Genomic DNA, 23,002 nt, shown 5'->3' on the forward strand with positions numbered 1-23,002 from the left:
GCACCGCTTTTGTTGCTGATACCGATTCGCCTCGCTTATCTGAAAAAGGAAAATAGATGTCCGCTCCCGCATTAAACCCATCCGCGCCACGCCGTGCCCTGATTGTGATTGACGTACAGAATGAATATTTCAGTGGTCAGATGCGCATCAGTTATCCCGATCCACAATCGTCTTTACTGCAGATAGGCCGGGCGATGGACGCCGCGCATCAGGCCGGTATTCCGGTTTTCCTGATTCAACATTCTGCGCCGGAAACTTCCCCGGTGTTTGCCCGTGGCTCCGCAACCTGGGCATTGCATGACGAGGTGATACAACGACCGTTTGATGTCTTGATAGAAAAAGCCAAGGCCAGTGCATTTAGCGGAACAACGCTGGATGCGCAATTGCAGGCCTTACAGATCGACACGCTGAGCATCGTTGGCTATATGACGCATAACTGCAACGCCAGCACCATATTTGAAGCGGCCCATCGCGGCTATCAGGTCGAAATCCTGAGCGATGCCAGCGGCTCGCTGCCGTACCGCAATGCTGCTGGCGTTGCCAGTGCGGAAGAGATCCACCGTGTATTTCAGGTGGTATTCCATTCAAATTTTGCCAGCTCCTGCAGTACCGACCAGTGGTTAGCCGCACTGGAGCAACAAGTCCCGCTCAGTCGCAGCAATATCTACGCGTCGCATCAGGACGCAATCAGCAAACCGTCAGCAAGCCCTGACCAGCCCTAAGCGCTGACGCGAATAAAAAAAGCGGAGCCCAACTAGGGCTCCGCTTTTTAGGGTGAACTCAGACCTGTGCAGGTCTGAGTTCTATCGTTCAGTTTAGACGTTAAACAGGAAGTTCAGTACGTCGCCATCTTTGACGACATATTCTTTACCTTCAGCGCGCATTTTGCCTGCTTCTTTGGCACCGGCTTCGCCTTTGTGGGCGATGTAGTCGTCGAATGCGATGGTCTGGGCACGGATGAAGCCGCGTTCAAAGTCGGTATGAATTACACCTGCGGCTTGTGGTGCAGTGTCGCCGATGTGGATAGTCCATGCGCGGACTTCTTTAACACCTGCGGTAAAGTAAGTTTGCAGACCGAGTAATTTGTAGGCCGCGCGGATCAGGCGGTCGAGGCCAGGTTCTTCCATGCCCATATCGGCCAGGAAGTCAGCTTTATCAGCATCATCCAGATCAGCGATTTCAGATTCGATCGCAGCGCAGATCGCCACGATAGGCGCATTCTGGGATGCGGCAAATGCGGTCAGTTGATCCAGCAACGGGTTATTGGTGAAGCCGTCGTCGGATACGTTGGCGACATACATTGCTGGCTTGGCGGTGATCAGGCACAGTGGTTTGATCAATGCCATTTCGTCGGCATCCAGACCCAGTGCGCGGACTGGTTTGGCTTCGTTCAGCGCTGGCATGATGCGTTCAAGCAAAGCCACCAGTTTGGCGGCGTCTTTGTCGCCGGAACGGGCTTTTTTGTTTTCGCGGTGGATCGCTTTTTCCACACTGCCCATATCGGCCAGCGCGAGTTCGGTTTGAATCACTTCGATGTCATCCAGCGGGCTGACTTTACCGGCAACGTGAATCACATTGTCATCTTCAAAGCAGCGCACGACATTGACGATCGCATCGGTTTCACGGATGTGCGCGAGGAACTGGTTACCCAGACCTTCGCCTTTGGATGCGCCAGCAACCAGACCGGCGATATCGACAAATTCCACAATCGCATTTTGGATGCGTTCAGGTTTGACGATTTCGGACAATTGTTTCAGGCGTGGGTCAGGCACTTCCACTACGCCGACGTTAGGCTCAATGGTGCAGAAAGGATAGTTTTCTGCCGGGATGCCCGCTTTAGTCAGTGCATTGAATAAGGTGGATTTGCCGACGTTAGGCAGGCCGACGATGCCGCATTGGAGACTCATAGTGTTTTGCCGATCAGATTGAATTAACCCGCTATTTTACCGGATTTGACTGCCATTCTGACCCGGATACTGCTGATACGCTGCAAATAAGCGAGTAACAGGCCGCCAGCAATGGTTAATCCCAGGATCAGCCCTATCCAGAATCCTTGCGATGCCATCGGTGATGATGGCCGCCACGGCATCCATTCCGGTGCCAGACCCAGCAAGCAGCCGATGGGTAGTGCAAAGCCGTAAAACGCCATCAGATGAATCAGCATCGGCGTGCGGGTGATTTTATAGCCACGGATCGCACAGGAAGCCGTTACCTGCGCGGCATCGGATAACTGGAAAATAGCGGCGAATAACAGCAGATCTGCCGCCAGTTTTTGCACTGCCGGGTCTGAGGTATAAGCCGCCGCAATACTGTCGCGGAATACGGTAATGCCGGTTGCGGAGACAAATGAAAAGGCCAGCGAGAAGCCGACCCCGACCCAGGAGACAAAGCGCGCGCGCAGCTCATCGCCTTCGCCGAGGGCTTGCCCGACGCGGGTTGTCATGGCGATGCCTAAACTCATTGGCACCATAAACACGAGCGAGGAAAAATTCAGTGCAATCTGATTCGCCGCGACTTCAATCACACCGAAACGGGCGATCAGCAAACCGACTGAGGCAAATGCCGATACTTCCGCAAAATACGTGACACCGATAGGCAGCCCCAGCTTGAGCGTGGAACGAATTTCAGCCCAGTGCGGCGGCTCGATATGCGAAAACGGATTGGTCGCGCGGTACGCAGGAGCACGTCGCATCCACCAGATCATCGTACCGAACATCAGCCAGATGCCGACACCAGTCGCCACCGCACAACCGCTGGCACCGAGTTGCGGCAGACCAAAATGACCGTAAATCAGCAGCCAGTTCATGACGACATTAAACAGCAGTCCGCCGAGTGCCATCACCATCACAGGCTTGGTCTGATTCAGGCTGGTGGTGTAGCCATACAAGGCGCGGTACATCGCAAAAGCGGGCATGCCTATGCTGATGATATGCACAAAGCGGCTCGCTTTTTCCTGCACTTCGGGCTGCAGTTGCAGATACGAAAAGACTAAAGTGGACGCATTCAGTAACAGGCAGGCGATGAGGCCGACACCAAGACCCAGCCATAGCGATTGCCTGACGATATGCGGCACGCGCTCGTATTGTTCAGCGCCGACTTCATGCGAAACGACGGCATTGACCGCCATCATGATGCCCATCACGGTGACCAGTACGATGGTCCAGAGTGAAGTGCCGAGCGAGACTGCAGCCAGCTCTTCGGCATTGAAATGCCCGGTCATCGCAACGTCGGCGACACCCATGCCCACCGTGGCAAGCTGGCCAATTAAAACGGGCCAGGCAATTTGCCAGAGAGCGGCGGCTTCGGTACGGATGCGGGTTTTCATGCTGAACTTCTGTCTTTCTTAAAAGGATCAGCATCTTAACCGATCACCGATGCAGACTCAAAAATCTGCACCAAAATTGGGATGATTGGGATAGTTTTTATTCCATCACCAAGTAAATATGGGCCTTGCAGAGCATTTATCTCTTGTAAGGCGCATATTGATTAGGACTGATGATTTGAAATTCAATTCGGCGATGTTCGTTCGGCGATGTTCGTTCGGTGATATCAGTTCAGTGATATTAGTTCAGTGATTCAGGAGGCGAACTTGTGACATGTCCGGTTGCGCGATGAAAGCGGCGAGATCATCGCGCATACGGGCGCTTTCGGCGATGGCGATTTTCCATTGCTGAATCCGCAGCGCATGATTCAGCCCGTAATGAAAAAAGTCCTGCCGATCCGGCAATTTGCTGCGTGGCAGCTGGCGTACAAATTCTGCCGACGGCGAAATCATGATCACATTATCGACCCAACTGCGATGACGGCCTTTACCAGCCCGCCGCCACGGCAGCGCTTTATCGAGCCAGCCTGGAATGATGCGGTCAGTAAAATGCGGATACAACACCAGCCCGGCATCGCACTTGTCTGCACCGCTTTGTATGCGCTCGTAAGGCAGCGCCAGATGGTAATCGATCATGCCGCCATCCCAGTAAGTGCCAGCGGGTGCGCCGGGAATCTGCCGGACTGGTTCCATCACCAGCGGCAGGGTGCCGGATGCCAGCAATGCGGGCGCGAGATTATCCGTATTTAAGTCGCACAAATGGGTCTTGAAATGATCAAATGGCTTTTCCAGCCAGGCGCTAGCTCCGGCGCGATTACCGATGACGACACGTTCTATGTGCCGCGCCAGAGCGTCGCGTGACAGTAGATTGGTGAGCGCGGCGCTGGCAAAACCTGCTTTGGCCTGCGTTGCAGTGGTGGGCGACGTCAACAGACCACGGCCACGATTCGTCAGTATCTGCAAATGCTGCAAAGGGTTGGTGACGATTTCATCTTCGTAACCGCCGATAAAACCTTGCAGTAATTGCGAGATCTCTTGTGTCACCAGCGCGGCTGGTGGTTTTTCCGGATACTGCTGTTCGCAATACAGATCGGCCAGCCGTTGAAATGCCGCGACAGGGTTGGCGCAACTCGCCGCCGCCATGCGCCACGCGCCGATGGATGCGCCGATCAGCGTGCGCTGACGCGGTGCTGCAGCCAGCCATTCGCCAAACAGCCATTGATCCAGACCTTGCAGGATCAGGCCTTTGGGGCCGCCGGCAGCCGCGGGAATCAGCGCGATATCCGCCGCCTGCAGACCATTTTTCTGCACATGTGCGAATGCCGCTTTTCCGGCAAAAATCTGGATGGAAGCAGGCATGTTGGTAATATCCCGCTTACTTTGCGCTGGTATGCAGACGGGTCATCGCTTCGGCGGTCTGACCTTCGACCATCAGCGGCAGCACATCCAGACTTTTTGCGATTGCTTCGTCGATCAGCGGCTGCTCTTCTTTACGCGGCCTGTGCAGTACAAAATCGGCGACACCCTGATTCAGATTCAGCGTGCGTGGATGACCAATGCCAATGCGGAGTCGCCAGTAATCCTGCGTGCCGAGTGCTGCCGTAATATCTTTGAGCCCGTTATGGCCGCCGGAAGAACCGCCTTTTTTCAGTTTGGCGACACCGGGCAGCATATCGAGTTCATCATGCACCACCAGCACCTGATCCGGTGTGATTTTATAAAAGCGGCAAATCGCACCGACAGATTGGCCGGAACGGTTCATGAACGTTTGCGGTTCCAGCAGCCAGACTTCCTCGCCTGAGATACGGGTTTTACCGACCAGCGCATTAAAATTTTTATCCCGCTGCAAGCTGACCCGTAACTGATCGATCAGCCAGAAGCCAGCATTGTGGCGGGTTTGTTCATACTCAGGCCCCGGATTACCGAGGCCGACAATCAGACGAATAGACATGGTGAGACTACTTCTTGTGTTTCTTTAAAAGAGGTAACAGGTATTTGCCGGTCACGCTGTCGGGGTTCGCTGCAACTTGTTCCGGCGTACCGGTAGCGATGATACGGCCACCACCAGCGCCGCCTTCGGGACCCAGATCAATCAGCCAGTCAGCGGTTTTAATCACGTCCAGATTATGTTCGATGATGACCAGCGTATTGCCTTGATCGCGCAGTCGGTGGATTACTTTCAACAGCAGGGCGATATCGTGGAAATGCAGGCCTGTCGTTGGTTCATCGAGAATATACAGCGTGCGGCCCGTATCGCGTTTGGATAATTCCAGCGACAGTTTGACGCGTTGTGCTTCACCGCCAGACAAAGTGGTGGCGCTTTGTCCGAGGCGAACATAACCCAGACCTACGTCCAGCAAGGTTTGTAATTTACGCGCAATCACTGGCACCGGTTTGAAGAATTCATGCGCATCTTCAACCGTCATTTCCAGCACCTGATGGATGTTTTTACCCTTGTACTGAACTTCCAGTGTTTCGCGGTTGTAGCGCTTACCGTGGCAGACATCGCATGGCACATACACATCTGGCAGGAAATGCATTTCGACTTTGATCACGCCGTCGCCCTGACAGGCTTCGCAGCGGCCGCCTTTAACATTGAATGAAAAACGGCCTGCGCTGTAACCGCGTTCTTTGGCGGTTGGTACGGTCGAAAACAAATCGCGTATCGGTGTGAACAAACCGGTGTAGGTCGCCGGATTTGAACGTGGTGTACGCCCGATCGGCGCCTGATCAACCGAGATCACTTTATCGAAATGTTCCAACCCGCTGACATGATCAAACGGTGCCGGTTCGGTTTGCGAACCATACAGATGACGCGCTGCAACGTGATACAGCGTGTCGTTCACCAGCGTGGATTTGCCTGAGCCAGAGACACCGGTCACGCAGGTCAGCAAACCGACAGGCAAATGCATGGTCTCATTTTTGAGGTTATTGCCACGCGCACCGGCGATGACTAATTGCTTGTCCGGATGGCTTTCATGGCGCTTGGCCGGGACTGAAATTTCCAGTTCACCGCTCAGATATTTTGCGGTCAGTGAGCGTGTGTTTGTCATGATGTCATTCAGCGTACCTTGGGCGATCACTTCACCGCCATGCACACCGGCACCGATGCCCATATCGACCACAAAATCTGCGCAACGTATCGCATCCTCATCATGCTCCACTACCAGCACGCTGTTACCGATGTCGCGCAGATGTTTGAGGGTGTCGATCAGCCTGTCGTTATCGCGCTGATGCAAGCCGATGGACGGTTCATCCAATACGTACATCACACCAGTCAGCCCGGAGCCTATCTGCGATGCCAGACGGATGCGCTGAGCTTCGCCGCCAGAGAGCGTATCGGCACTGCGTTCCAGCGACAGATAATCAAGGCCGACGTTATTCAGGAAAGTCAGGCGCGCTGTGATTTCTTTGATGATGCGGTCAGCAATATCGCGTTTCGCACCGTGCAAAGTCAGATGTTCAAAGAAATGCAGAGTCTCGCGCAAAGGCATGGCGCTGATGTCGTAAATCGCTTTTTCCTGTTTGCCTGTACCAACTTTGACATTGCGTGCCTCTACCCGCAGACGCGCACCGTCACACGACGGGCATTGTTTTTCATTGATGAATTTCGCCAGCTCTTCTTTGACCGCCATCGAATCAGTTTCACGATAGCGTCGTTGCAGGTTGGTTACCACGCCTTCAAAAGTGTGTTCTTTGATGACGGTGCGGCCTTTTTCGTTGATATAGGTAAACGGTATGGTTTGTTTGCCGGAGCCATACAAAATGATTTGTTGCGCTGATTCTGGTAATTGCTCAAACGGCGTATCGATATCAAATTCATAGAACGCCGCCAGATTCGACAGCATCTGGAAATAAAACTGATTGCGGCGATCCCAGCCTTTGACGGCACCGCTCGCCAACGACAGATTCGGGAAAGCGACGATACGTTTAGGATCGAAAAATTCGATATGACCCAGCCCATCGCATTCCGGACAAGCGCCCATAGGATTGTTGAACGAAAACAGGCGCGGTTCCAGTTCCTGTAATGCATAACCGCAGACCGGACAGGCAAATTTATTTGAAAACAACTGTTCCTGCTGGCTGTCCATATCGACCACCAGAGCACGGCCATTGGCGATGCGCAGGCAGGTTTCAAACGACTCTGCCAGACGTTGCTTGATTTCTTCTTTGACCTTCACGCGATCAACGACCACATCGATCGTATGTTTTTCCGTTTTCTTTAATTTCGGTAAATCATCGACTTCATAAATCTTCGCTTCATGCGTGCCGCTTTGCACTCGAAAACGCACGAAACCTTGCGCCTGCATCTGCTCGAACAGATCGACATGCTCGCCCTTACGGTTGGATACCACCGGTGCCAGTATCATCAGTTTGGTATCTTCCGGCATCGCCAGCACGGTATCGACCATTTGCGATACGGATTGTGCGGCCAGCGGGTTTTCCGGGTGATCCGGGCAATATGGCGTGCCAACGCGGGCGTATAACAGACGCAGATAATCGTGAATTTCGGTGACTGTACCGACGGTGGAGCGCGGGTTATGCGAAGTTGCTTTCTGCTCTATCGAAATTGCCGGTGACAGACCTTCGATCAGATCGACATCCGGCTTTTCCATCAGCTGCAAAAACTGCCGCGCATACGCGGACAATGATTCCACGTAACGACGCTGGCCTTCCGCGTATAGCGTGTCAAACGCCAGCGACGATTTGCCTGAACCAGACAAGCCGGTAATCACGACCAGCTTGTTACGTGGCAAATCGATGTTGATATTTTTCAGGTTATGCGTACGTGCACCGCGTACGCGGATCAGCTCACGTTTTTGCATGAGCGCAATATCGTCCGCATCGAACTCGATTTCGGCTGGTTTTGGTGCTTTAGCGGCTTTTGGTCGTGTCGTCATGGTATTTGATCTGAATTTGGGCAGAGGCAAGCAACCTGCTACTATAACGGGTTTTTGAACATTACCGCAGGCTCGTCTTTGCTTTGCGCAAATTACCTCACGTGGGCGAGTTTTTAATATGACTATGGCAACAAAATCCGATAGCACTGGTGCAATACAAAGTGAATCATCCGGTATGAGCCGCGATGAAATCAGGGCGGGCACCTCGCTGGCATCTATCTTTGCCTTACGCATGCTGGGTCTGTTCCTGATGTCGCCCGTATTTGCGATTTATGCAAAAAGCCTGAGTGGTGGTGAGAGTGCTGTGATGGTGGGTATTGCCATGGGCATGTTCAGTCTGGTGCAGGCATTTTTCCAGATACCCTTCGGCATGGCATCTGATCGTTACGGACGCAAACCCGTCATCGTGACTGGCCTGATTTTGTTTGCACTTGGCGCCGTAATTTGTGCGGAATCCTCCTCGCTGACCGGCATCATGATCGGGCGCGGCATACAAGGCTTGGGTGCCATTTCAGCTGCAATCACGGCACTGGTCGCCGATTCTACCCGTGAAGAGCACCGTACCAAGGCGATGGCAATGATAGGCGGCTCGATCGGCATTACGTTTGCACTGGCGATGGTGATTTCGCCTTTGCTGTATGCGGGCATCGGGATGGCGGGCATGTTTATGCTGACCGCAGTGTTGGCGCTGGCCGCCATCGCGCTTGTCATCTGGGTCACGCCGGATGCCGCGATGGTGAAGGCTGAGCCGGTTCCTTTTTCCACCGTATTGAAAAACCGCGAGTTGATGCGCCTGAACTTTGGCGTCTTTGTATTACATCTGGGACAAATGGCCATGTTTGTGGTGGTACCTGCAACGCTGGTCAAGGTCGCCGGTATGCCAGTTGCCAGTCATTGGAAAATTTATTTGCCGGTCATGCTGGCATCGTTTGTGGCGATGTTGCCAGCCATTTTTGTTGGTGAAAAATACGGCAAGATGAAGCAGGTATTTATTGCGGCGATTACCTTGTTATTGCTGGTGCAACTGGGTTTCTGGCAATGGTTGCAACAGCCGTTTTTATTGATGGCTCTGTTATTCGCTTTTTTCATTGCTTTTAATGTATTGGAAGCCAGTCAGCCATCGCTGGTATCGCGGATTGCGCCGCCAGCAGCCAAAGGTGCGGCATTGGGCGTGTATAACACTTTGCAGGCTTTCGGGATGGCATGCGGCGGTGCTGTCGGCGGTTTGCTGTCGCAGTACGCAACGCCCTCATCAATCTTTGGTTTGTGCGCTGTTTTTACTCTTATCTGGCTTATAATCGCATCCAAAATGCCGGAAATACCCCGCCGGTCAGGCCGTAATCAGCCTGCAGAAGGCTGAATCAGCCAGATTATTATCAGGAACGAACAGGAAAACAGGAGAAAACCATGGCATCCGTCAATAAAGTCATTATCGTTGGCAATTTGGGCCGCGATCCGGAAACACGTTATATGCCAAGTGGTGATGCAATGACCAGTATTACTGTCGCAACGACAGACAGCTGGAAAGACAAAGCAACAGGCGATAAAAAAGAACAGACTGAATGGCACCGCATTACCTTCTTTGGCAAGCTCGCTGAAATCGCGGGTCAGTATCTGAAAAAAGGCTCGCAAGTCTACGTCGAGGGCAGCCTGCGCACACGCAAATACACAGACAAAGACGGCGTTGAAAAATACGCGACCGACATCAAGGCAGACAGCATGCAGATGCTGGGCGGCCGTCAGGGTATGGGCGGCGGCGCAGCAATGGATGACAGCGGTTACGGCGGCGCTCCAGCTCCTGCGCCTCGTCAGGCCGCAGCACCTGCACCACGTCAGGCACCAGCTTCCCGCCCTGCGCCGAACTTCTCAGACATGGATGACGATATTCCGTTTTAATTCGTACCTGCGATGTGAAGTGTAAAAAATAAATATTAAAGCCCTGATTTTTCAGGGCTTTTTTTATTTGCAGAGACAAATAAATACAAATTTTTCTTTATAAGATTTTTGTAAAATTTTGCGATTTCGTTGGTAAAAAGAAATATGCAGAATAACAAAAAGTCTTTGATATATCTGGAATTGTTTTCCTCTGAAATAAAGAAAATTTATATTTTCAAAAGAAATGTAAATCAATGTAATTGTCAAAAAATAATTTCTTATATTGCACTATGATTTCCACGCATTAATCCGTTTCTTTTTTTGGATAAATCGTCAGATATTGATTCGTACTCAAGGGCAAAGTCACGTTAATTGATCGCCCTTATCGATTGCTGTGACACGATGGAAAAGAAGCGTATCCGGGTTTATTTATTCCCTGCTGGCGAACATCGTTGGCGACTGACGCAAAGTTGTGCACGGCATCGTTGTTGTCAGCAATAGGGTGATCTTAATTTCAAATTTATTAGATGAGGATTCCACATGTGGTCAGGAAATAAAACGGCGTATCTCAAGCAAAGTATCGCTCTGACACTTTTGATATGCACAACCGCTTGTGGGAATAGTTCCGGCAGTTCAGCCAATCCAGATGGTAATAACAGTCGTAGCTCAACGGGATCGGGTTACGAGGTGGTAACGGCGACAAAGCCTGAGAACCTTGCGCAGTATCGCGACTGGTATAAAAATGGCTACGACGCCTGTGTCGGTTTTGCGCAAATTAAAAATTTGCCAGTCAAGCCGTTTATTGATATTCCAGCTGATTTCATTATCGATAAAGATACATACGTCAGTGATGGAAAAAATTATTCGCATACAACGGTCAGCAGCGTCATCAAGGTCGATATGACTCCGGAGAGTGGCTGCGCCTCGTCGATCGCAAAAACGGAAACATTACGTGTTGTGAACAACGGAAACAGCTATCACATTGATGTTCAGGAAAATGGCGAGCGTGTCTCGCAGCCTGTGCAAACCGAGATGAAAGGTGACGAGGAAAATAGCGCAATCTATACCGATGCCAAGGTAGTCAATGGCATCCAATTGAAATGCTTGCCAGAAAGTGCGACGACGCAAACGGTGGGTCAGGTTTGCATGATTGAAACTCAGGGTTCGACCAAATTTATCGGCTACGACGGTAAATACGTGGCTGGTTACGTCAGGGCATTGACAGCAAAAGATCAGTTCGGAGTCGTCATTACTGAACCTATTTCTGTAAAGGCCAGCGCCGTCATTGACCCTAAGGTTTTCAATATCAAATAATGACACTGTTGGTGCACAGTCGATTTCTACGCGGGCAAGCCATGATGGAATTTCTGGTATTTGTATCTTAGTAAATTCCATGATGTTCAAGCGCATACGATCCTGGTCGCTCGCTACGCTGCATGGGAAAAGACTGTGCACGATAGCGCAAACTTATCAGGGATTCCTGATTCAACTCCGGCTTCTGAAATAAATAAATTTCAGCAATACAGACGCTAAAAAAGCGGTGCGATCCGACAAAATTTTTGGCACAAATACATTTCAAAAATTTAACAAATATTTACGTTAGTTAAATCTTGTGTGCAGACGTTTTTTTATGAAAATATCAGCATATGATTCAGCCTGTTCTGGCATGAATAAACATCCTGTGTTTCTTTGAAGCAGGTTTCTTGGACCGGACATGCCTGCTGACAACGAATTGATAGTGCTCATTATTTTTTATGTGGCAGGTTGCTCTCGGGGAAATCAATGGGGGCGTAGCGCCGGAGTTTGCGCTAATGCATGAAAAAAAAAGAATCTGGAATATGGTGCTGAAATGAAATACATATCCAGCTTGCACAGATAGGCACAACTTGATATCGGTCAATATCGATCGACGTGCGTCAGTCCTAGAATCGGATATGACATGCACAAACAGTGTGCTTGTCTGACCGATCAAATTCAACAAGAAAAAGAGTCTACATTATGAAATGGTTTAACAACTTAAAAATTGCTTCCAAATTATTGCTGTCATTTTCGATTGCAATCGTGCTGAGCATTTTTCTCGGTGTTTTTTCCATCGTCCAGTTAAGTAAGGTCAATGAAGCCGCCACTGCGGTTGCGACTAACTGGCTACCAAGCATACAAGTCTTGGGACGGGTAAAAATGGCGATGGCGCGCATCCGTAGTTTTGAACAGCAGCATATTCTGGCAACGACGCCGGAGGATATGCAGACCGCAGAAAAAAATGCGGCAAAGCAGATAGACGATCTGATCTCTTTGCAAAAAAAATATGAGTCGCTGATTAGTGAAGAAGAAGAGAAAAAGATTTATCCTGAAGTGGCAAAAAGCATTACTGTATTTCTGGCGGAGCACGCCAAGATCGTTGAGTATTCTTCTAAGCGGACGAAAGAAGAGGCCATTACGTTGATGCGCGGCGAATCGACGAAGGTGTATCGTGCCATGCTGGCTGAGGTCGATAAGCTGGCCGACGTGAATGACGTTGGTGCTGAAAAATCGAGTGAGTTGGCGGGGAAAACTTATAGCGATTCCAGAACTTGGATCATCGTTCTGATTCTCGCGATTGCGGTTCTGTCGTTTACGTTTGCTTACTGGATTGCGCGCTTAATCTCCGGGAAGCTGAATGAGGCTGTGACGATTGCAAATACGATTGCAGGCGGCAATCTGGATCAGCAAATTCAAGTTACTTCACAAGATGAAACCGGTCTCTTGCTACAGGCGTTAAAAGAAATGAACAACAGTTTGCAGAATATTGTTGGTCAGGTGCGCGACGGAACAGACACGATCGCCACGGCATCGGCGCAGATTGCCAGTGGTAATCTGGATTTGTCTTCGCGTACAGAAGAACAGGCAAGCTCGCTCGAAGAAACTGCATCTTCTATGGAGGAACTGACCTCCACCGTAAAACAAAATGTGGACAATGCCCGTCAGGCCAATGTGCTTGCGGTCACAGCTTCTGAAGTTGCGGTCAAAGGCGGTGCGGTTGTGTCGCAGGTGGTCGATACGATGGGGGCGATCGATACTTCATCTAAGAAAATTGTCGATATCATCAGCGTGATTGATGGCATCGCTTTTCAGACAAATATTCTGGCGCTCAATGCTGCAGTGGAAGCTGCGCGTGCTGGTGAGCAGGGGCGTGGTTTTGCAGTGGTTGCTAGTGAAGTGCGTAGTCTCGCGCATCGCTCCGCCAGTGCTGCGAAGGAAATTAAACAGTTGATTGATGATTCCGTCAGCAAAGTGGATGCCGGTAGCCGTCTGGTAGACCAGGCTGGCGTGATGATGGAAGAAATCGTCAACAGTGTGAAGCGTGTCACCGACATCATGGGAGAAATTACTTCAGCCAGTATTGAACAGGAAGCGGGAATCGAGCAAATTAATCAGGCGATTACGCAAATGGATACTGTTACCCAGCAGAATGCCGCACTGGTGGAAGAGGCAGCGGCCGCAGCAGCTTCTTTGCAAGATCAGGCTGCCGATATGGTACAAGTGGTCAGTGTGTTTCAGCTGTCCGGTGCCGATACTGTCCATTTGAAAAACACAGTAAAAGAAGCGAGAGAAACGAAGACCCAGAGCCGCCTCAGTCAGGTAAAGCGTGAGCCTGTATTAAAGAAAAGTAACAAGGCAACACCAAAACTGACCAGTGTAAGCGAAGCTAAACCTGCCAGAAACGATGAGTGGGAAGAGTTCTGAGTTTTGATTTCAGAATAACGATATTGAGATAAAAAACGCACTCGATTTTATGTCGGGTGCGTTTTTCATTTTGGCAGAGCTCTGATAGTGCCGATCAGTCTGATCGATTTCACCGGTACCGGCAAAATCATGTTCCGCACTTATTTTTTGTCAGCTTTGGCAGTTTCTTTTTTTGCTGCGTTGGCTTTTGCTAATTCAGCTTTTTGCGCTTCGTACCAGATCATTCCTTCCATACCAACTTCTTCACCCTGAGCGCGCGCCTGCGCCAGTTCAGCGACTACTTCTGCACGGGTTTTAGGGACGGGTGTTGTTGTTTCTGCTGCAAAGACTGCGTTTGTGCTGAGGCTGATCAGGCCAGCAATGAATAAATATGTCGTTTTCATGTAAGTTTCCAATTCAGTTATCAAGAGTCAAAACGCCGTATCCCTGATGCTTATACTGCCGATAACATTGCGGCGTACAACCTGGTAGTGGTCTTTTAGTACGCTGAATGACGCTCTGTAAAGCGGGGATCAGGCTTTGTTGAATAAGCGCAGTGCGTAAAAGGCTTATTGACGAACGAAGTTTAGACTTTTCTTTTTAATCAAAAAAGACGAGTATCGGGAATATACTGTTGCTCAGAGCGGAATAATAAAGGGCTTGAAAAATGGACAGGCTGCAATCGATGCGCATATTTTCCAAGGTCGTAGAGTTGGGCGGATTTGCCAGGGCCGCAGTCGCACTGGAGATGTCAAATGCCGTTGTGACCCGCTATGTTGCAGATCTTGAATCACATCTTGGTACGCGCTTATTAAACCGGACCACGCGCAAATTATCACTGACTGAAACCGGACATGTTTATCTTGAGCGTGTCCGGCAGATTTTGGCTGATATCGAAGATGCTGATGCGATTGCTGCAACATCAGCAAAAAAGCCGAGTGGCACCTTGCGGATTTATTCGGTGCCGGGCTTTGGCGTGTCACAACTAGCTCCTTTGCTGCCACTTTTTGCAAAAAAATTCCCCGATATCATTCTGGACATCAAAATTTCTTCGCATTCTATCGACATGGTCGAAGAGGGGATTGATGTTGGTTTTTTTCTCGATTTACAAAAAATCGATAGCAGCATGATTGCCCGTCAACTGGCTACACCGGAAGTCATGTTGTGCGCGACACCTGAATATCTGCGAGTCAACGGGTCACCGCAAACCTTAGACGATATCTCTCAACACCGGTGTCTGAATTATGGCTTTGATTTTATGCGTCACAATTGGATGATTCATGAGCGGGATGCGGAAGAATTTTCTTATCCCGGGAAATCAAAACAAGCCTTAAAGCAGATACCAGTCAATAGCCGGGTTGTCTCGAATAACACAGATATTCTGCGGGAATGCGCTCTTGCCGATATGGGTCTGGTCTTGTTGCCATCCTATTCGTTGGAAAATGATATCCGTAGTGGGCGTCTGATCCGGCTGCTTCCTGATCACTTGTTTGGCAGTGTCACTATTTTCATGGCCTACCCCAGTCGTCGTTTGCTTTCTGCAAAAGTCCGAAGTTTTATCAATTTCATCGTTGAAAAATTTCCGCACGCCGGCATGACGCAGCAGATACTTTGATCTGCCATAAAAAAATTGCATCTAGCCTGAGTTTACACAGTCTGTGAACTGATGATTTCACTTATTATTAGATTGGCATCCTGAAGATAGGCGTTTTAATATCGGTGTTGCACCACTTGGCTAACTTGTTTAGTCAGGGGGGAGTCGGCAGATGTTCATGATATCGCTGTCAGAGAAGTCAAACCGGTATTGATCTGAGGATCAATAGCGCGGCAGAGGAAATTTCCACTAGACGTCAGAATCAAAGGTGATGAAGTATGTTGCATGGATATTGGTGTCAAGAATCGCGAAATGAACGCTCTGACGATGTATCTGCCGGACCTCCTGCAGCATCGATATCACTGACGTCAGCGACGTTATTGCTTGCGTTGCTGACTGGCTGTACGTTGTCTGCACCGACATATCAATCACCCGCATCGCCTGTTGCTGAAGTTTATAGCGCAGCACCGGCGCACGATGCAGGTATTCCTGCCTCTCAAATCCGTTGGCAAACGTATTTCTCTGATCCGGCTTTGCGTCGTCTCATTGAGCTGGCCTTAGCCAATAATCGGGACGTGCGTAGTGCTTTGTCGCGTGTGCAGGAAATGCGCGCGGCTTACGGCATACAAAGGGCAGATCGCTTGCCTACGATCGCCGGCAGTCTGGATGCAACGCGCACTGCTGTGCCCGGCGATCTGAATGTATCGGGTCGGCCGGTTGTTGGTAGCCAATTTCAGCTTGGTGTTGGCTTCAGCAGTTGGGAGATTGATTTTTGGGGACGCGTCAGTAGTCTGAATGCGGCGGCGTTGCAGTCGTATCTTGCCACCGATGCGACTCGTCGCGCGACGGCGTTGAGCGTGATCACACAAGTAGCGAACACTTATCTTGCTTTGCGCGAAACGGACGAGCGTCTGATGCTGGCACAACGCACTGTCGCAAGTCGTGCCAAGTCCTTACGTATTTTTCGTCGTCGTGTCGATCTGGGGGCAACATCCAGGCTTGAATTGACGCAGGTCGAGTTGCTATCGCAACAGGCAATGGCATTGCAGGCGCAACTTGAACATACGCGTGCGACCCAGATCAATGCATTGACCTTGTTGGTGGGGGTTCCACTGCAACTGCCGCTGGCGTCCGAGCAATTCAATGCTCTTCCGCCCTTACCTGAATTGAAGGCCGGGTTGCCCTCGGATCTGCTATTGCAGCGGCCGGACATACTCGCTGCCGAGCACTCGCTGCAAGCAGCCCAGGCAAATATGGCGGTAGCCCGGGCCACTTTTTTTCCACGAATTGCTTTAACCGCATTTGCTGGTACGGCAAGTGCTGAGTTAAACGGATTATTCAGCAGTGGCAGTCAGGCATGGACATTCTCACCGAGTATTACTTTACCGATTTTTGACAGTGGCAGACGCGAGGCAGTCACTGAAGTCGCCCGATTGCGGCGCGAGCAGGCTATCGCACATTACGAGCAAACGGTACAGGCCGCTTTCAGGGACGTTGCTGATGCTTTAGCTGCACGTTACTGGTTAGCGGCACAGGACGATATTGCGCGCGAGACCCTGAAAGTACAGGCTGAGCGTGCGCGGTTAGCGAAGCTACGCTATGACCATGGTTCTGCACGCTATCTGGAAGTGTTGGACGCCGAGCGTGATTTGCTGTCGAGCGAGCAGCAATTGGTACAAATACGTCGCGCCAGCCTGTCAGCACAGGTCGCGCTTTTCGCAGCACTTGGCGGTGGCATTCAGTTTGCTGATGAATTATCTGTGTCTTCTGTCGATCCCGTATCGGTGCCAAAAAACAACCAGGAATAAACGCATGAATCCGAATATTAAAAAAATCGTCTTGCTTGTTATGGCAGTTGCCATTGCGATCACTGCCTATGTTGTTTATCAGCGCCGGAATGGAGTGGATCGTAGTGACAGTGTGGTGAGTGGCAATGGTCGCATTGAGGCCACTGAAATCGACGTGGCGACCAAGCTGGGCGGGCGGGTGCAGGAAATTCTGGTGGCCGAAGGCGAGTTTGTGAAAGCAGGCCAATTGCTGGCGCGTATGCAAATCGATAGTTTGCAGGCACAAAAAGATGAAGCCGTAGCACGACAGCAGCAAGCGGAATATGCGGTGAAAGGTGCCGAGGCGCAGGTTGCATTACGCGAGAGTGATTTGCAGGCAACGCAGGCGTTGGTGGTGCAGCGTGAAAGTGAACTCGATGCGGCACAACGGCGTCTGGCTCGCTCGGAAACTCTGTTTAAAGAAGGTGCGTCTTCCGGTCAGGAACTCGACGATGATCGCGCACGTGTCAGCAGTGCGGCTGCCGCGCTTGCCGCCACCAAGGCACAGGTCAGCGCGGCAAAGGCGGCGGTGACGGCGGCCGTGACGCAAGTTACGGGAACGCAGTCTAGTGTCAGAGCTGCTGCCGCGACCACTGCTCGCATCGATGTCGAGCTGGCTGACAGCGAATTGAAAGCGCCGCGTGCAGGGCGTGTACAGTATCGCGTTGCACAGCCGGGTGAAATTCTGGGCGGTGGTGGAAAGGTATTGAATCTGGTTGATCTTTCCGATGTCTATATGACGTTCTTTGTACCGGAAAGTGTTGCAGGGAAAGTTGCACTGGGCAGCGAGGTGCGTATTGTCCTGGATGCGGCACCGCAGTTTGTGATTCCGGCCAAAGTGTCGTTTGTCGCCAGCACGGCGCAGTTCACTCCGAAGACCGTTGAAACTGCCAGCGAGCGCCAGAAATTGATGTTTCGTGTGAAAGCCAGAATTGATCGTGATTTATTGCTCAAGTACCTGCAACAGGTAAAAACTGGTTTGCCGGGCGTGGCGTGGATTAAGCCTGATACACAGGCTGCATGGCCAGCATCGCTTAATTTGAAAGCGCTGCCGTGAGCATGTCTGTCGCGGCATCAGCTGTCGTGCATGCTCAACAGCTGCGGCTGAATTACGCCAAGGTTTGTGCGCTGGATGATATTACGCTGGATATCCCAGCGAATTGTATGGTGGGAATTATCGGCCCTGATGGCGTTGGTAAATCCAGCTTGTTATCACTGATTTCCGGTGCACGCGCCTTGCAGCAGGGACATCTTGACGTGCTTGGTGGCGATATGGCCAGTCGTCGCCATCGTGAGCAGGTCTGCCCCCGCATTGCATATATGCCGCAGGGGCTCGGTAAGAATCTTTCCCCGACTTTGTCGGTTGAAGAAAATCTGCAATTCTTTGCCAGTCTGTTTGGGCATGATGCTACTGAGAGCCATCGTCGGATTGATGAATTGACGCGCAGTACAGGGCTATCTCCTTTTCTGGATAGGCCAGCGAGCAAATTATCCGGCGGTATGAAGCAGAAACTGGGATTGTGTTGTGCACTGATTCACGATCCGGATTTACTTATTCTGGATGAGCCGACTACCGGTGTCGATCCACTGGCTCGTGCGCAATTCTGGGATCTGATTGCGCATATTCGCGTCAGCCGTCCGGGTATGAGTGTCATCGTTGCGACGGCGTATATGGATGAAGCGCAAGGATTTGACTGGCTGGTCGCGATGGATGATGGTCAGGTGCTGGCGACAGGAACGCCCGCCCAACTGATGCAGAAAACGGCGACCCTCTCGCTGGAGGCAGCATTTATTGGTTTGCTGCCGGAGATCAAGCGGCGTGGACACCAGCGAGTCGAAATTCCACCACTGACGATGACTGACAGCGCTGCAGTCGCAATTGAGGCGCAAAATCTGACGATGCGTTTCGGTGATTTTGTGGCGGTTGATCATGTCAGTTTTCGCATCCGGCGCGGAGAAATATTCGGCTTTCTCGGTTCCAATGGTTGCGGTAAATCGACCACCATGAAAATGTTGACAGGCTTGCTGCCCGCAACCGAAGGCGATGCCTGGTTGTTTGGTCAGAAAGTGAATCCACACGATATCGCCATTCGTCGTCGTGTCGGTTATATGTCGCAGTCGTTTTCCTTATATGCCGAGCTGAATGTGCAACAGAATCTGATCTTGCATGCGCGTTTATTTCATGTGCCGGAAGCAGACGTACTGGGTCGTGTGGCGGACATGGTTGCGCGCTTTGATTTGCAAGAGGTTGTTGACATGCTGCCCGATAAGCTGCCGCTTGGCATACGGCAACGTTTGTCGCTGGCGGTTGCGATGGTGCATCAACCCGAATTACTGATTCTGGATGAACCGACGTCTGGCGTTGATCCCGTGGCACGCGATAATTTCTGGCGTTTGATGATAGAGCTGGCGCGGCGCGACCACGTCACCATTTTTATCTCCACTCACTTCATGAATGAGGCTGAGCGCTGCGATCGTATTTCGCTGATGCATGCAGGGCGAGTACTTGCCAGCGATGCACCGGCAGCATTAGTTGCGCAACGGGGCGCAGCAACACTGGAACAAGCATTTATCGATTATCTGCTGGAAGCCGATGGTGGCGATGTTGTACAACCTGTTGCTGATACTAACGCGGTGGCCAGTATCAATAACGCCGAACTGCCAGCGTTTTCCAGCACATCAGCGCCCAGCTTCAGACAACGTTGCCGACGCAGCCTTGGACGCATCTACACCTATACCTGGCGTGAAGCGCTGGAACTAAAGCGTGATCCGGTTCGCAGCACGCTGGCGTTGCTGGGGTCCTTGCTGCTGATGTTTGTGATGGGGTACGGCATCAGCATGGACGTTGAAAATCTGCGCTTTGCCGTACTCGATCGTGATCAAACTGTATTAAGCCAGAATTACATACTCAATCTTGCAGGGTCGCGTTATTTTGTTGAGCATGCGCCGATTGCTGACTATGCAGAACTCGACTGGCGCATGCGTAGCGGCGAGTTGTCACTGGCGATAGAAATTCCACCTGGCTTTGCGCGCGATGTAGAGCGCGGTAAGTCTGTGCAGATTGGTGCCTGGGTGGATGGCGCTATGCCACAACGCGCAGAAACGGTGAATGGCTATGTGCAGGGCATGCACCAGCAATGGTTCTTACAGCAGATGCATGAACGTACAGGATCAACTTTGTCAGGCGTTACCAGTGTGGAGACGCGTTATCGCTATAACCCTGATGTGAAGAGTTTGCCATCAATGGTGCCAGCAGTGATTCCACTATTGCTGTTGATGTTGCCTGCAATGCTGACGGCGCTGGCGGTTGTGCGCGAAAAAGAGTTGGGTTCGATCATTAATTTTTATGTGACGCCGACAACGCGCACCGAATTTTTGCTTGGCAAGCAAGTGCCGTATGTCGCGTTGGCAATGCTGAATTTTCTTTTAATGAGCTTGGCTGCCGTCACGATATTCGACGTACCCGTAAAGGGAAATTTCTTTGTTTTATTGCTCGCCGCGTGGTTGTTCAGCATTTGTTCAACTGGCATGGGATTATTAGCTTCAGCATTGACCCGCAGCCAGATTGCAGCCATGTTTTTTACCATGATAGGAACGATGATTCCGGCTGTTCAATTTGCCGGACTGATCAATCCTGTTTCTTCGCTGGAAGGTATCGGGCATCTGGTTGGACAGATTTATCCGGCAACGTATATGTTTAATATCAGTCGCGGCGTCTTCAGCAAAGCATTAGGCTTTGATGATTTACATGCGGCTTTCTGGCCCTTGTTGCTGGCAATCCCAGTTATTCTTGGCGCGGCGATTGCCTTGCTGAAAAAACAGGAGCGCTGATATGCGACGTCATTTGGCAAATATTTATCGTCTGGGTGTCAAAGAGTTATGGAGTCTTTGGCGCGACCCCATGATGCTGGCGCTGATTATTTATACATTCACCGCTGCGATCTATGTCGCCGGCACGGCGATGCCAGAAACACTGAACCGCGCACCGATTGCGATTGTGGATGAAGATGATTCTGCTTTATCAGTGCGTATCATCTCTGCATTTTATCCACCGCAATTTACTAAACCTGTACGTATCAACCAGTCACAAGTTGATCCCGGGCTTGATGCCGGACTGTATACATTTGTTCTGATCATTCCACCTGATTTTCAGCGCGATGTTATTGCGGGAAAGACCCCTCAGCTTCAGCTGAACGTCGATGCGACTCGCATGAGCCAGGCATTTTCCGGCAACGGCGCGATACAGCAAATAGTGATGGGGGAAGTCAATGAATTTGTGCAACGTTATCGTGAGACACCGATACAGCCCGTGGAACTTGCACTACGTTCGCGTTTTAATCCGGCGCTCAATCCATCGTGGTTTGGCTCATTGATGGAACTGGTGAATAACATTACGATGCTCTCAATTATTCTGACGGGGGCGGCGCTTATTCGTGAACGCGAGCATGGTACGGTAGAACATTTATTGGTGATGCCTGTGACGCCGACTGAAATCATGTTGGCAAAAGTCTGGTCGATGGCCTTGGTTGTACTTGTTGCCGTTCTGGTCTCGCTGACCGTTATTATTCAAGGCGCCTTGCGCGTTCCGATTGATGGGTCCGTCGCTTTATTCCTTATTGGTGTGACTTTGCATTTGTTTGCAACAACATCTATGGGAATTTTTATGGCAACTCTGGCACGGAGTATGCCGCAGTTTGGGTTGTTGATGATGCTGACGATGATGCCGCTGGAAATGTTGTCCGGTGGTATGACTCCGCGCGAAAGTATGCCCGTTTTTGTTCAATGGCTGATGTCTCTGGCGCCTACAACGCATTTTACCGAATTGAGCCAGGCCATTTTGTATCGCGGTGCCGGGCTTGAAGTTGTGTGGCGGGCTTTTTTTGCATTACTGGTAATTGGTTCTGTATTGTTCATGCTCTCATTGGCGCGTTTCCGCAAAACCTTAGGGCAGATGGCTTAAATCGATCACTAAATATTTGTTAAAATGATAAATAATAAACTTTATTAACAAGCGTAAGCGTTCAGCCTATTTAAAATTTTTAAATTAAAAAACCGATGAAATTTAGTTTTTTTAAGAAAAAAATAAATTTTTTATAATTTCAATGGAAAAAAAGTATAGTTTTTTTTAGTTTCGTAACATTACGTGTCAACCGAAGTGGCTTCCGGCTCGTTTTTCGACTCATAGAATCTTTGCACGTACTTTTAACGCAGCGGAGATTCCCCAACAGGAGTCTGAAAATGATTTACGAAATTTTGGTTCGCCCTTCCGATAATAAAAAGATGACGTCTGACAATCTGATCTGGATTGAGACCGATATGCCTTCCCGTTCCTTTGAAAAATGGATGCGTGATCGTGCATTGTTAGATGGAAGTGGACATGCGCCTATCGTTCGCTGGAGTATCGTACAGACTCAGCGTCCAGCGCATTTCAAATTGGCGACCCAGGCTAAAGCGTTGAAAAGCCGTATTTCAGAATTAATGAGCGGCATTGCGGAAGTAACAGCAGTTCCTGATGCGACGAAAGCACTGAGTGCGTTCCGCCTGAAGGCAAAAACACCAGAATTGGCTGGCGCGTTCCACTAAGTATGTAGCAGCAAAAAAAGCACGACAGACAGCAATGTCAATCGTGCTTTTTGTGTTTTGACAGTATTAACGCTGAGTTTTCATCGCTAATACATCCCGGTCAGAATTCTTCCCAGTCCTGATTCGAGGTTGATGCGGTCGTAATTTGTTTGCGAGGAGCAGGCGCAGCTTTGACCGGACGTACAGCCGCAGCTGGTTT

17 protein-coding genes are annotated in these 23,002 nt (G+C 50.6%); 11 read left to right on the forward strand and 6 right to left on the reverse strand.

All coding sequences use genetic code 11. From position 1 onward, the window contains the following. Positions 1–56: 56 nt before the first annotated feature. Positions 57–722, forward strand: coding sequence for a cysteine hydrolase family protein (locus tag KDM87_RS16455; protein WP_212680204.1), 666 nt, complete (start codon positions 57–59; stop codon positions 720–722). A gap of 93 nt (positions 723–815) precedes the next feature. Here the strand turns inward: KDM87_RS16455 and ychF are convergent, their stop codons facing one another. From ychF to uvrA, 5 genes are all read right to left on the reverse strand, one after another. Continuing rightward, entirely contained in the window at positions 816–1,907 is a 1,092-nt protein-coding gene (gene ychF / locus KDM87_RS16460) for a redox-regulated ATPase YchF (RefSeq protein WP_186884480.1), read from the reverse strand. A gap of 23 nt (positions 1,908–1,930) precedes the next feature. Then, a complete protein-coding gene (locus KDM87_RS16465) occupies positions 1,931–3,325 on the reverse strand; it encodes an MATE family efflux transporter (RefSeq protein ID WP_212680205.1) in 1,395 nt (464 codons plus the stop codon). A 243-nt stretch (positions 3,326–3,568) separates the two neighbouring features. Beyond that, positions 3,569–4,681 carry a patatin-like phospholipase family protein gene (locus KDM87_RS16470; protein WP_212680206.1) on the reverse strand — a complete coding sequence of 371 codons (1,113 nt, stop codon included), beginning with the start codon at positions 4,679–4,681 and terminating at the stop codon, positions 3,569–3,571. Between the two features lie 16 nt (positions 4,682–4,697). Beyond that, complete coding sequence (pth, locus tag KDM87_RS16475) at positions 4,698–5,273, reverse strand: aminoacyl-tRNA hydrolase (protein WP_212680207.1); 576 nt, start codon at positions 5,271–5,273, stop codon at positions 4,698–4,700. 7 nt (positions 5,274–5,280) lie between these two features. Further along, entirely contained in the window at positions 5,281–8,148 is a 2,868-nt protein-coding gene (gene uvrA, locus KDM87_RS16480) for an excinuclease ABC subunit UvrA (protein WP_212680236.1), read from the reverse strand. 250 nt (positions 8,149–8,398) lie between these two features. Between uvrA and KDM87_RS16485 the strand changes: the two genes are divergently transcribed. The 4 genes from KDM87_RS16485 to KDM87_RS16500 all read left to right on the forward strand — a co-directional run bounded on the left by KDM87_RS16485 (position 8,399) and on the right by KDM87_RS16500 (position 13,821). Further along, positions 8,399–9,583 (forward strand): MFS transporter, encoded by a 1,185-nt coding sequence (locus tag KDM87_RS16485; RefSeq protein WP_212680237.1) that lies wholly within the window; start codon positions 8,399–8,401, stop codon positions 9,581–9,583. Positions 9,584–9,630: 47 nt separating this feature from the next. Continuing rightward, positions 9,631–10,119 (forward strand): single-stranded DNA-binding protein, encoded by a 489-nt coding sequence (ssb, locus tag KDM87_RS16490; protein ID WP_212680208.1) that lies wholly within the window; start codon positions 9,631–9,633, stop codon positions 10,117–10,119. A gap of 519 nt (positions 10,120–10,638) precedes the next feature. After that, positions 10,639–11,412, forward strand: a complete 774-nt coding sequence (locus tag KDM87_RS16495) for a hypothetical protein (RefSeq protein ID WP_212680209.1) — start codon at positions 10,639–10,641, stop codon at positions 11,410–11,412. Between the two features lie 684 nt (positions 11,413–12,096). Beyond that, positions 12,097–13,821 carry a methyl-accepting chemotaxis protein gene (locus KDM87_RS16500; protein WP_212680210.1) on the forward strand — a complete coding sequence of 575 codons (1,725 nt, stop codon included), beginning with the start codon at positions 12,097–12,099 and terminating at the stop codon, positions 13,819–13,821. Positions 13,822–13,961: 140 nt separating this feature from the next. Here the strand turns inward: KDM87_RS16500 and KDM87_RS16505 are convergent, their stop codons facing one another. Beyond that, positions 13,962–14,204 carry a DUF4148 domain-containing protein gene (locus KDM87_RS16505; RefSeq protein WP_212680211.1) on the reverse strand — a complete coding sequence of 81 codons (243 nt, stop codon included), beginning with the start codon at positions 14,202–14,204 and terminating at the stop codon, positions 13,962–13,964. A gap of 281 nt (positions 14,205–14,485) precedes the next feature. Between KDM87_RS16505 and KDM87_RS16510 the strand changes: the two genes are divergently transcribed. The 6 genes from KDM87_RS16510 to KDM87_RS16535 all read left to right on the forward strand — a co-directional run bounded on the left by KDM87_RS16510 (position 14,486) and on the right by KDM87_RS16535 (position 22,803). Beyond that, positions 14,486–15,415: a LysR family transcriptional regulator gene (locus KDM87_RS16510; protein WP_329604947.1), complete on the forward strand. Its 930-nt coding sequence runs from the start codon at positions 14,486–14,488 to the stop codon at positions 15,413–15,415. A gap of 257 nt (positions 15,416–15,672) precedes the next feature. Next, the gene (locus KDM87_RS16515; protein WP_212680213.1) at positions 15,673–17,202 is read left to right on the forward strand and encodes an efflux transporter outer membrane subunit; all 1,530 of its coding nucleotides are present in this window, start codon (positions 15,673–15,675) and stop codon (positions 17,200–17,202) included. A gap of 4 nt (positions 17,203–17,206) precedes the next feature. After that, a complete protein-coding gene (locus KDM87_RS16520; RefSeq protein ID WP_212680214.1) occupies positions 17,207–18,277 on the forward strand; it encodes an HlyD family secretion protein in 1,071 nt (356 codons plus the stop codon). 2 nt (positions 18,278–18,279) lie between these two features. After that, on the forward strand, positions 18,280–21,051 hold the full coding sequence (rbbA, locus tag KDM87_RS16525) for a ribosome-associated ATPase/putative transporter RbbA (RefSeq protein WP_212680238.1): 2,772 nt from the start codon (positions 18,280–18,282) through the stop codon (positions 21,049–21,051). 1 nt (position 21,052) lies between these two features. Then, positions 21,053–22,180 carry an ABC transporter permease gene (locus tag KDM87_RS16530; protein ID WP_212680215.1) on the forward strand — a complete coding sequence of 376 codons (1,128 nt, stop codon included), beginning with the start codon at positions 21,053–21,055 and terminating at the stop codon, positions 22,178–22,180. Positions 22,181–22,458: 278 nt separating this feature from the next. After that, positions 22,459–22,803, forward strand: a complete 345-nt coding sequence (locus KDM87_RS16535; RefSeq protein ID WP_186897745.1) for a hypothetical protein — start codon at positions 22,459–22,461, stop codon at positions 22,801–22,803. The last annotated feature ends 199 nt before the right edge of the window (positions 22,804–23,002 follow it).

The organism is Cognatundibacterium rivi, assembly GCF_018139565.1.
In the GTDB taxonomy this organism is placed as follows: domain Bacteria; phylum Pseudomonadota; class Gammaproteobacteria; order Burkholderiales; family Burkholderiaceae_D; genus Undibacterium; species Undibacterium rivi.

Bases quoted from the DNA above. Each gene is read 5' to 3' on its own strand.
- KDM87_RS16455 (WP_212680204.1), top strand. From the start codon at position 57: ATGTCCGCTCCCGCATTAAACCCATCCGCGCCACGCCGTGCCCTGATT.
- ychF (WP_186884480.1), bottom strand. From the start codon at position 1,907: ATGAGTCTCCAATGCGGCATCGTCGGCCTGCCTAACGTCGGCAAATCC.
- KDM87_RS16465 (WP_212680205.1), bottom strand. From the start codon at position 3,325: ATGAAAACCCGCATCCGTACCGAAGCCGCCGCTCTCTGGCAAATTGCC.
- KDM87_RS16470 (WP_212680206.1), bottom strand. From the start codon at position 4,681: ATGCCTGCTTCCATCCAGATTTTTGCCGGAAAAGCGGCATTCGCACAT.
- pth (WP_212680207.1), bottom strand. From the start codon at position 5,273: ATGTCTATTCGTCTGATTGTCGGCCTCGGTAATCCGGGGCCTGAGTAT.
- uvrA (WP_212680236.1), bottom strand. From the start codon at position 8,148: ATGCAAAAACGTGAGCTGATCCGCGTACGCGGTGCACGTACGCATAAC.
- KDM87_RS16485 (WP_212680237.1), top strand. From the start codon at position 8,399: ATGAGCCGCGATGAAATCAGGGCGGGCACCTCGCTGGCATCTATCTTT.
- ssb (WP_212680208.1), top strand. From the start codon at position 9,631: ATGGCATCCGTCAATAAAGTCATTATCGTTGGCAATTTGGGCCGCGAT.
- KDM87_RS16495 (WP_212680209.1), top strand. From the start codon at position 10,639: ATGTGGTCAGGAAATAAAACGGCGTATCTCAAGCAAAGTATCGCTCTG.
- KDM87_RS16500 (WP_212680210.1), top strand. From the start codon at position 12,097: ATGAAATGGTTTAACAACTTAAAAATTGCTTCCAAATTATTGCTGTCA.
- KDM87_RS16505 (WP_212680211.1), bottom strand. From the start codon at position 14,204: ATGAAAACGACATATTTATTCATTGCTGGCCTGATCAGCCTCAGCACA.
- KDM87_RS16510 (WP_329604947.1), top strand. From the start codon at position 14,486: ATGCGCATATTTTCCAAGGTCGTAGAGTTGGGCGGATTTGCCAGGGCC.
- KDM87_RS16515 (WP_212680213.1), top strand. From the start codon at position 15,673: ATGTTGCATGGATATTGGTGTCAAGAATCGCGAAATGAACGCTCTGAC.
- KDM87_RS16520 (WP_212680214.1), top strand. From the start codon at position 17,207: ATGAATCCGAATATTAAAAAAATCGTCTTGCTTGTTATGGCAGTTGCC.
- rbbA (WP_212680238.1), top strand. From the start codon at position 18,280: ATGTCTGTCGCGGCATCAGCTGTCGTGCATGCTCAACAGCTGCGGCTG.
- KDM87_RS16530 (WP_212680215.1), top strand. From the start codon at position 21,053: ATGCGACGTCATTTGGCAAATATTTATCGTCTGGGTGTCAAAGAGTTA.
- KDM87_RS16535 (WP_186897745.1), top strand. From the start codon at position 22,459: ATGATTTACGAAATTTTGGTTCGCCCTTCCGATAATAAAAAGATGACG.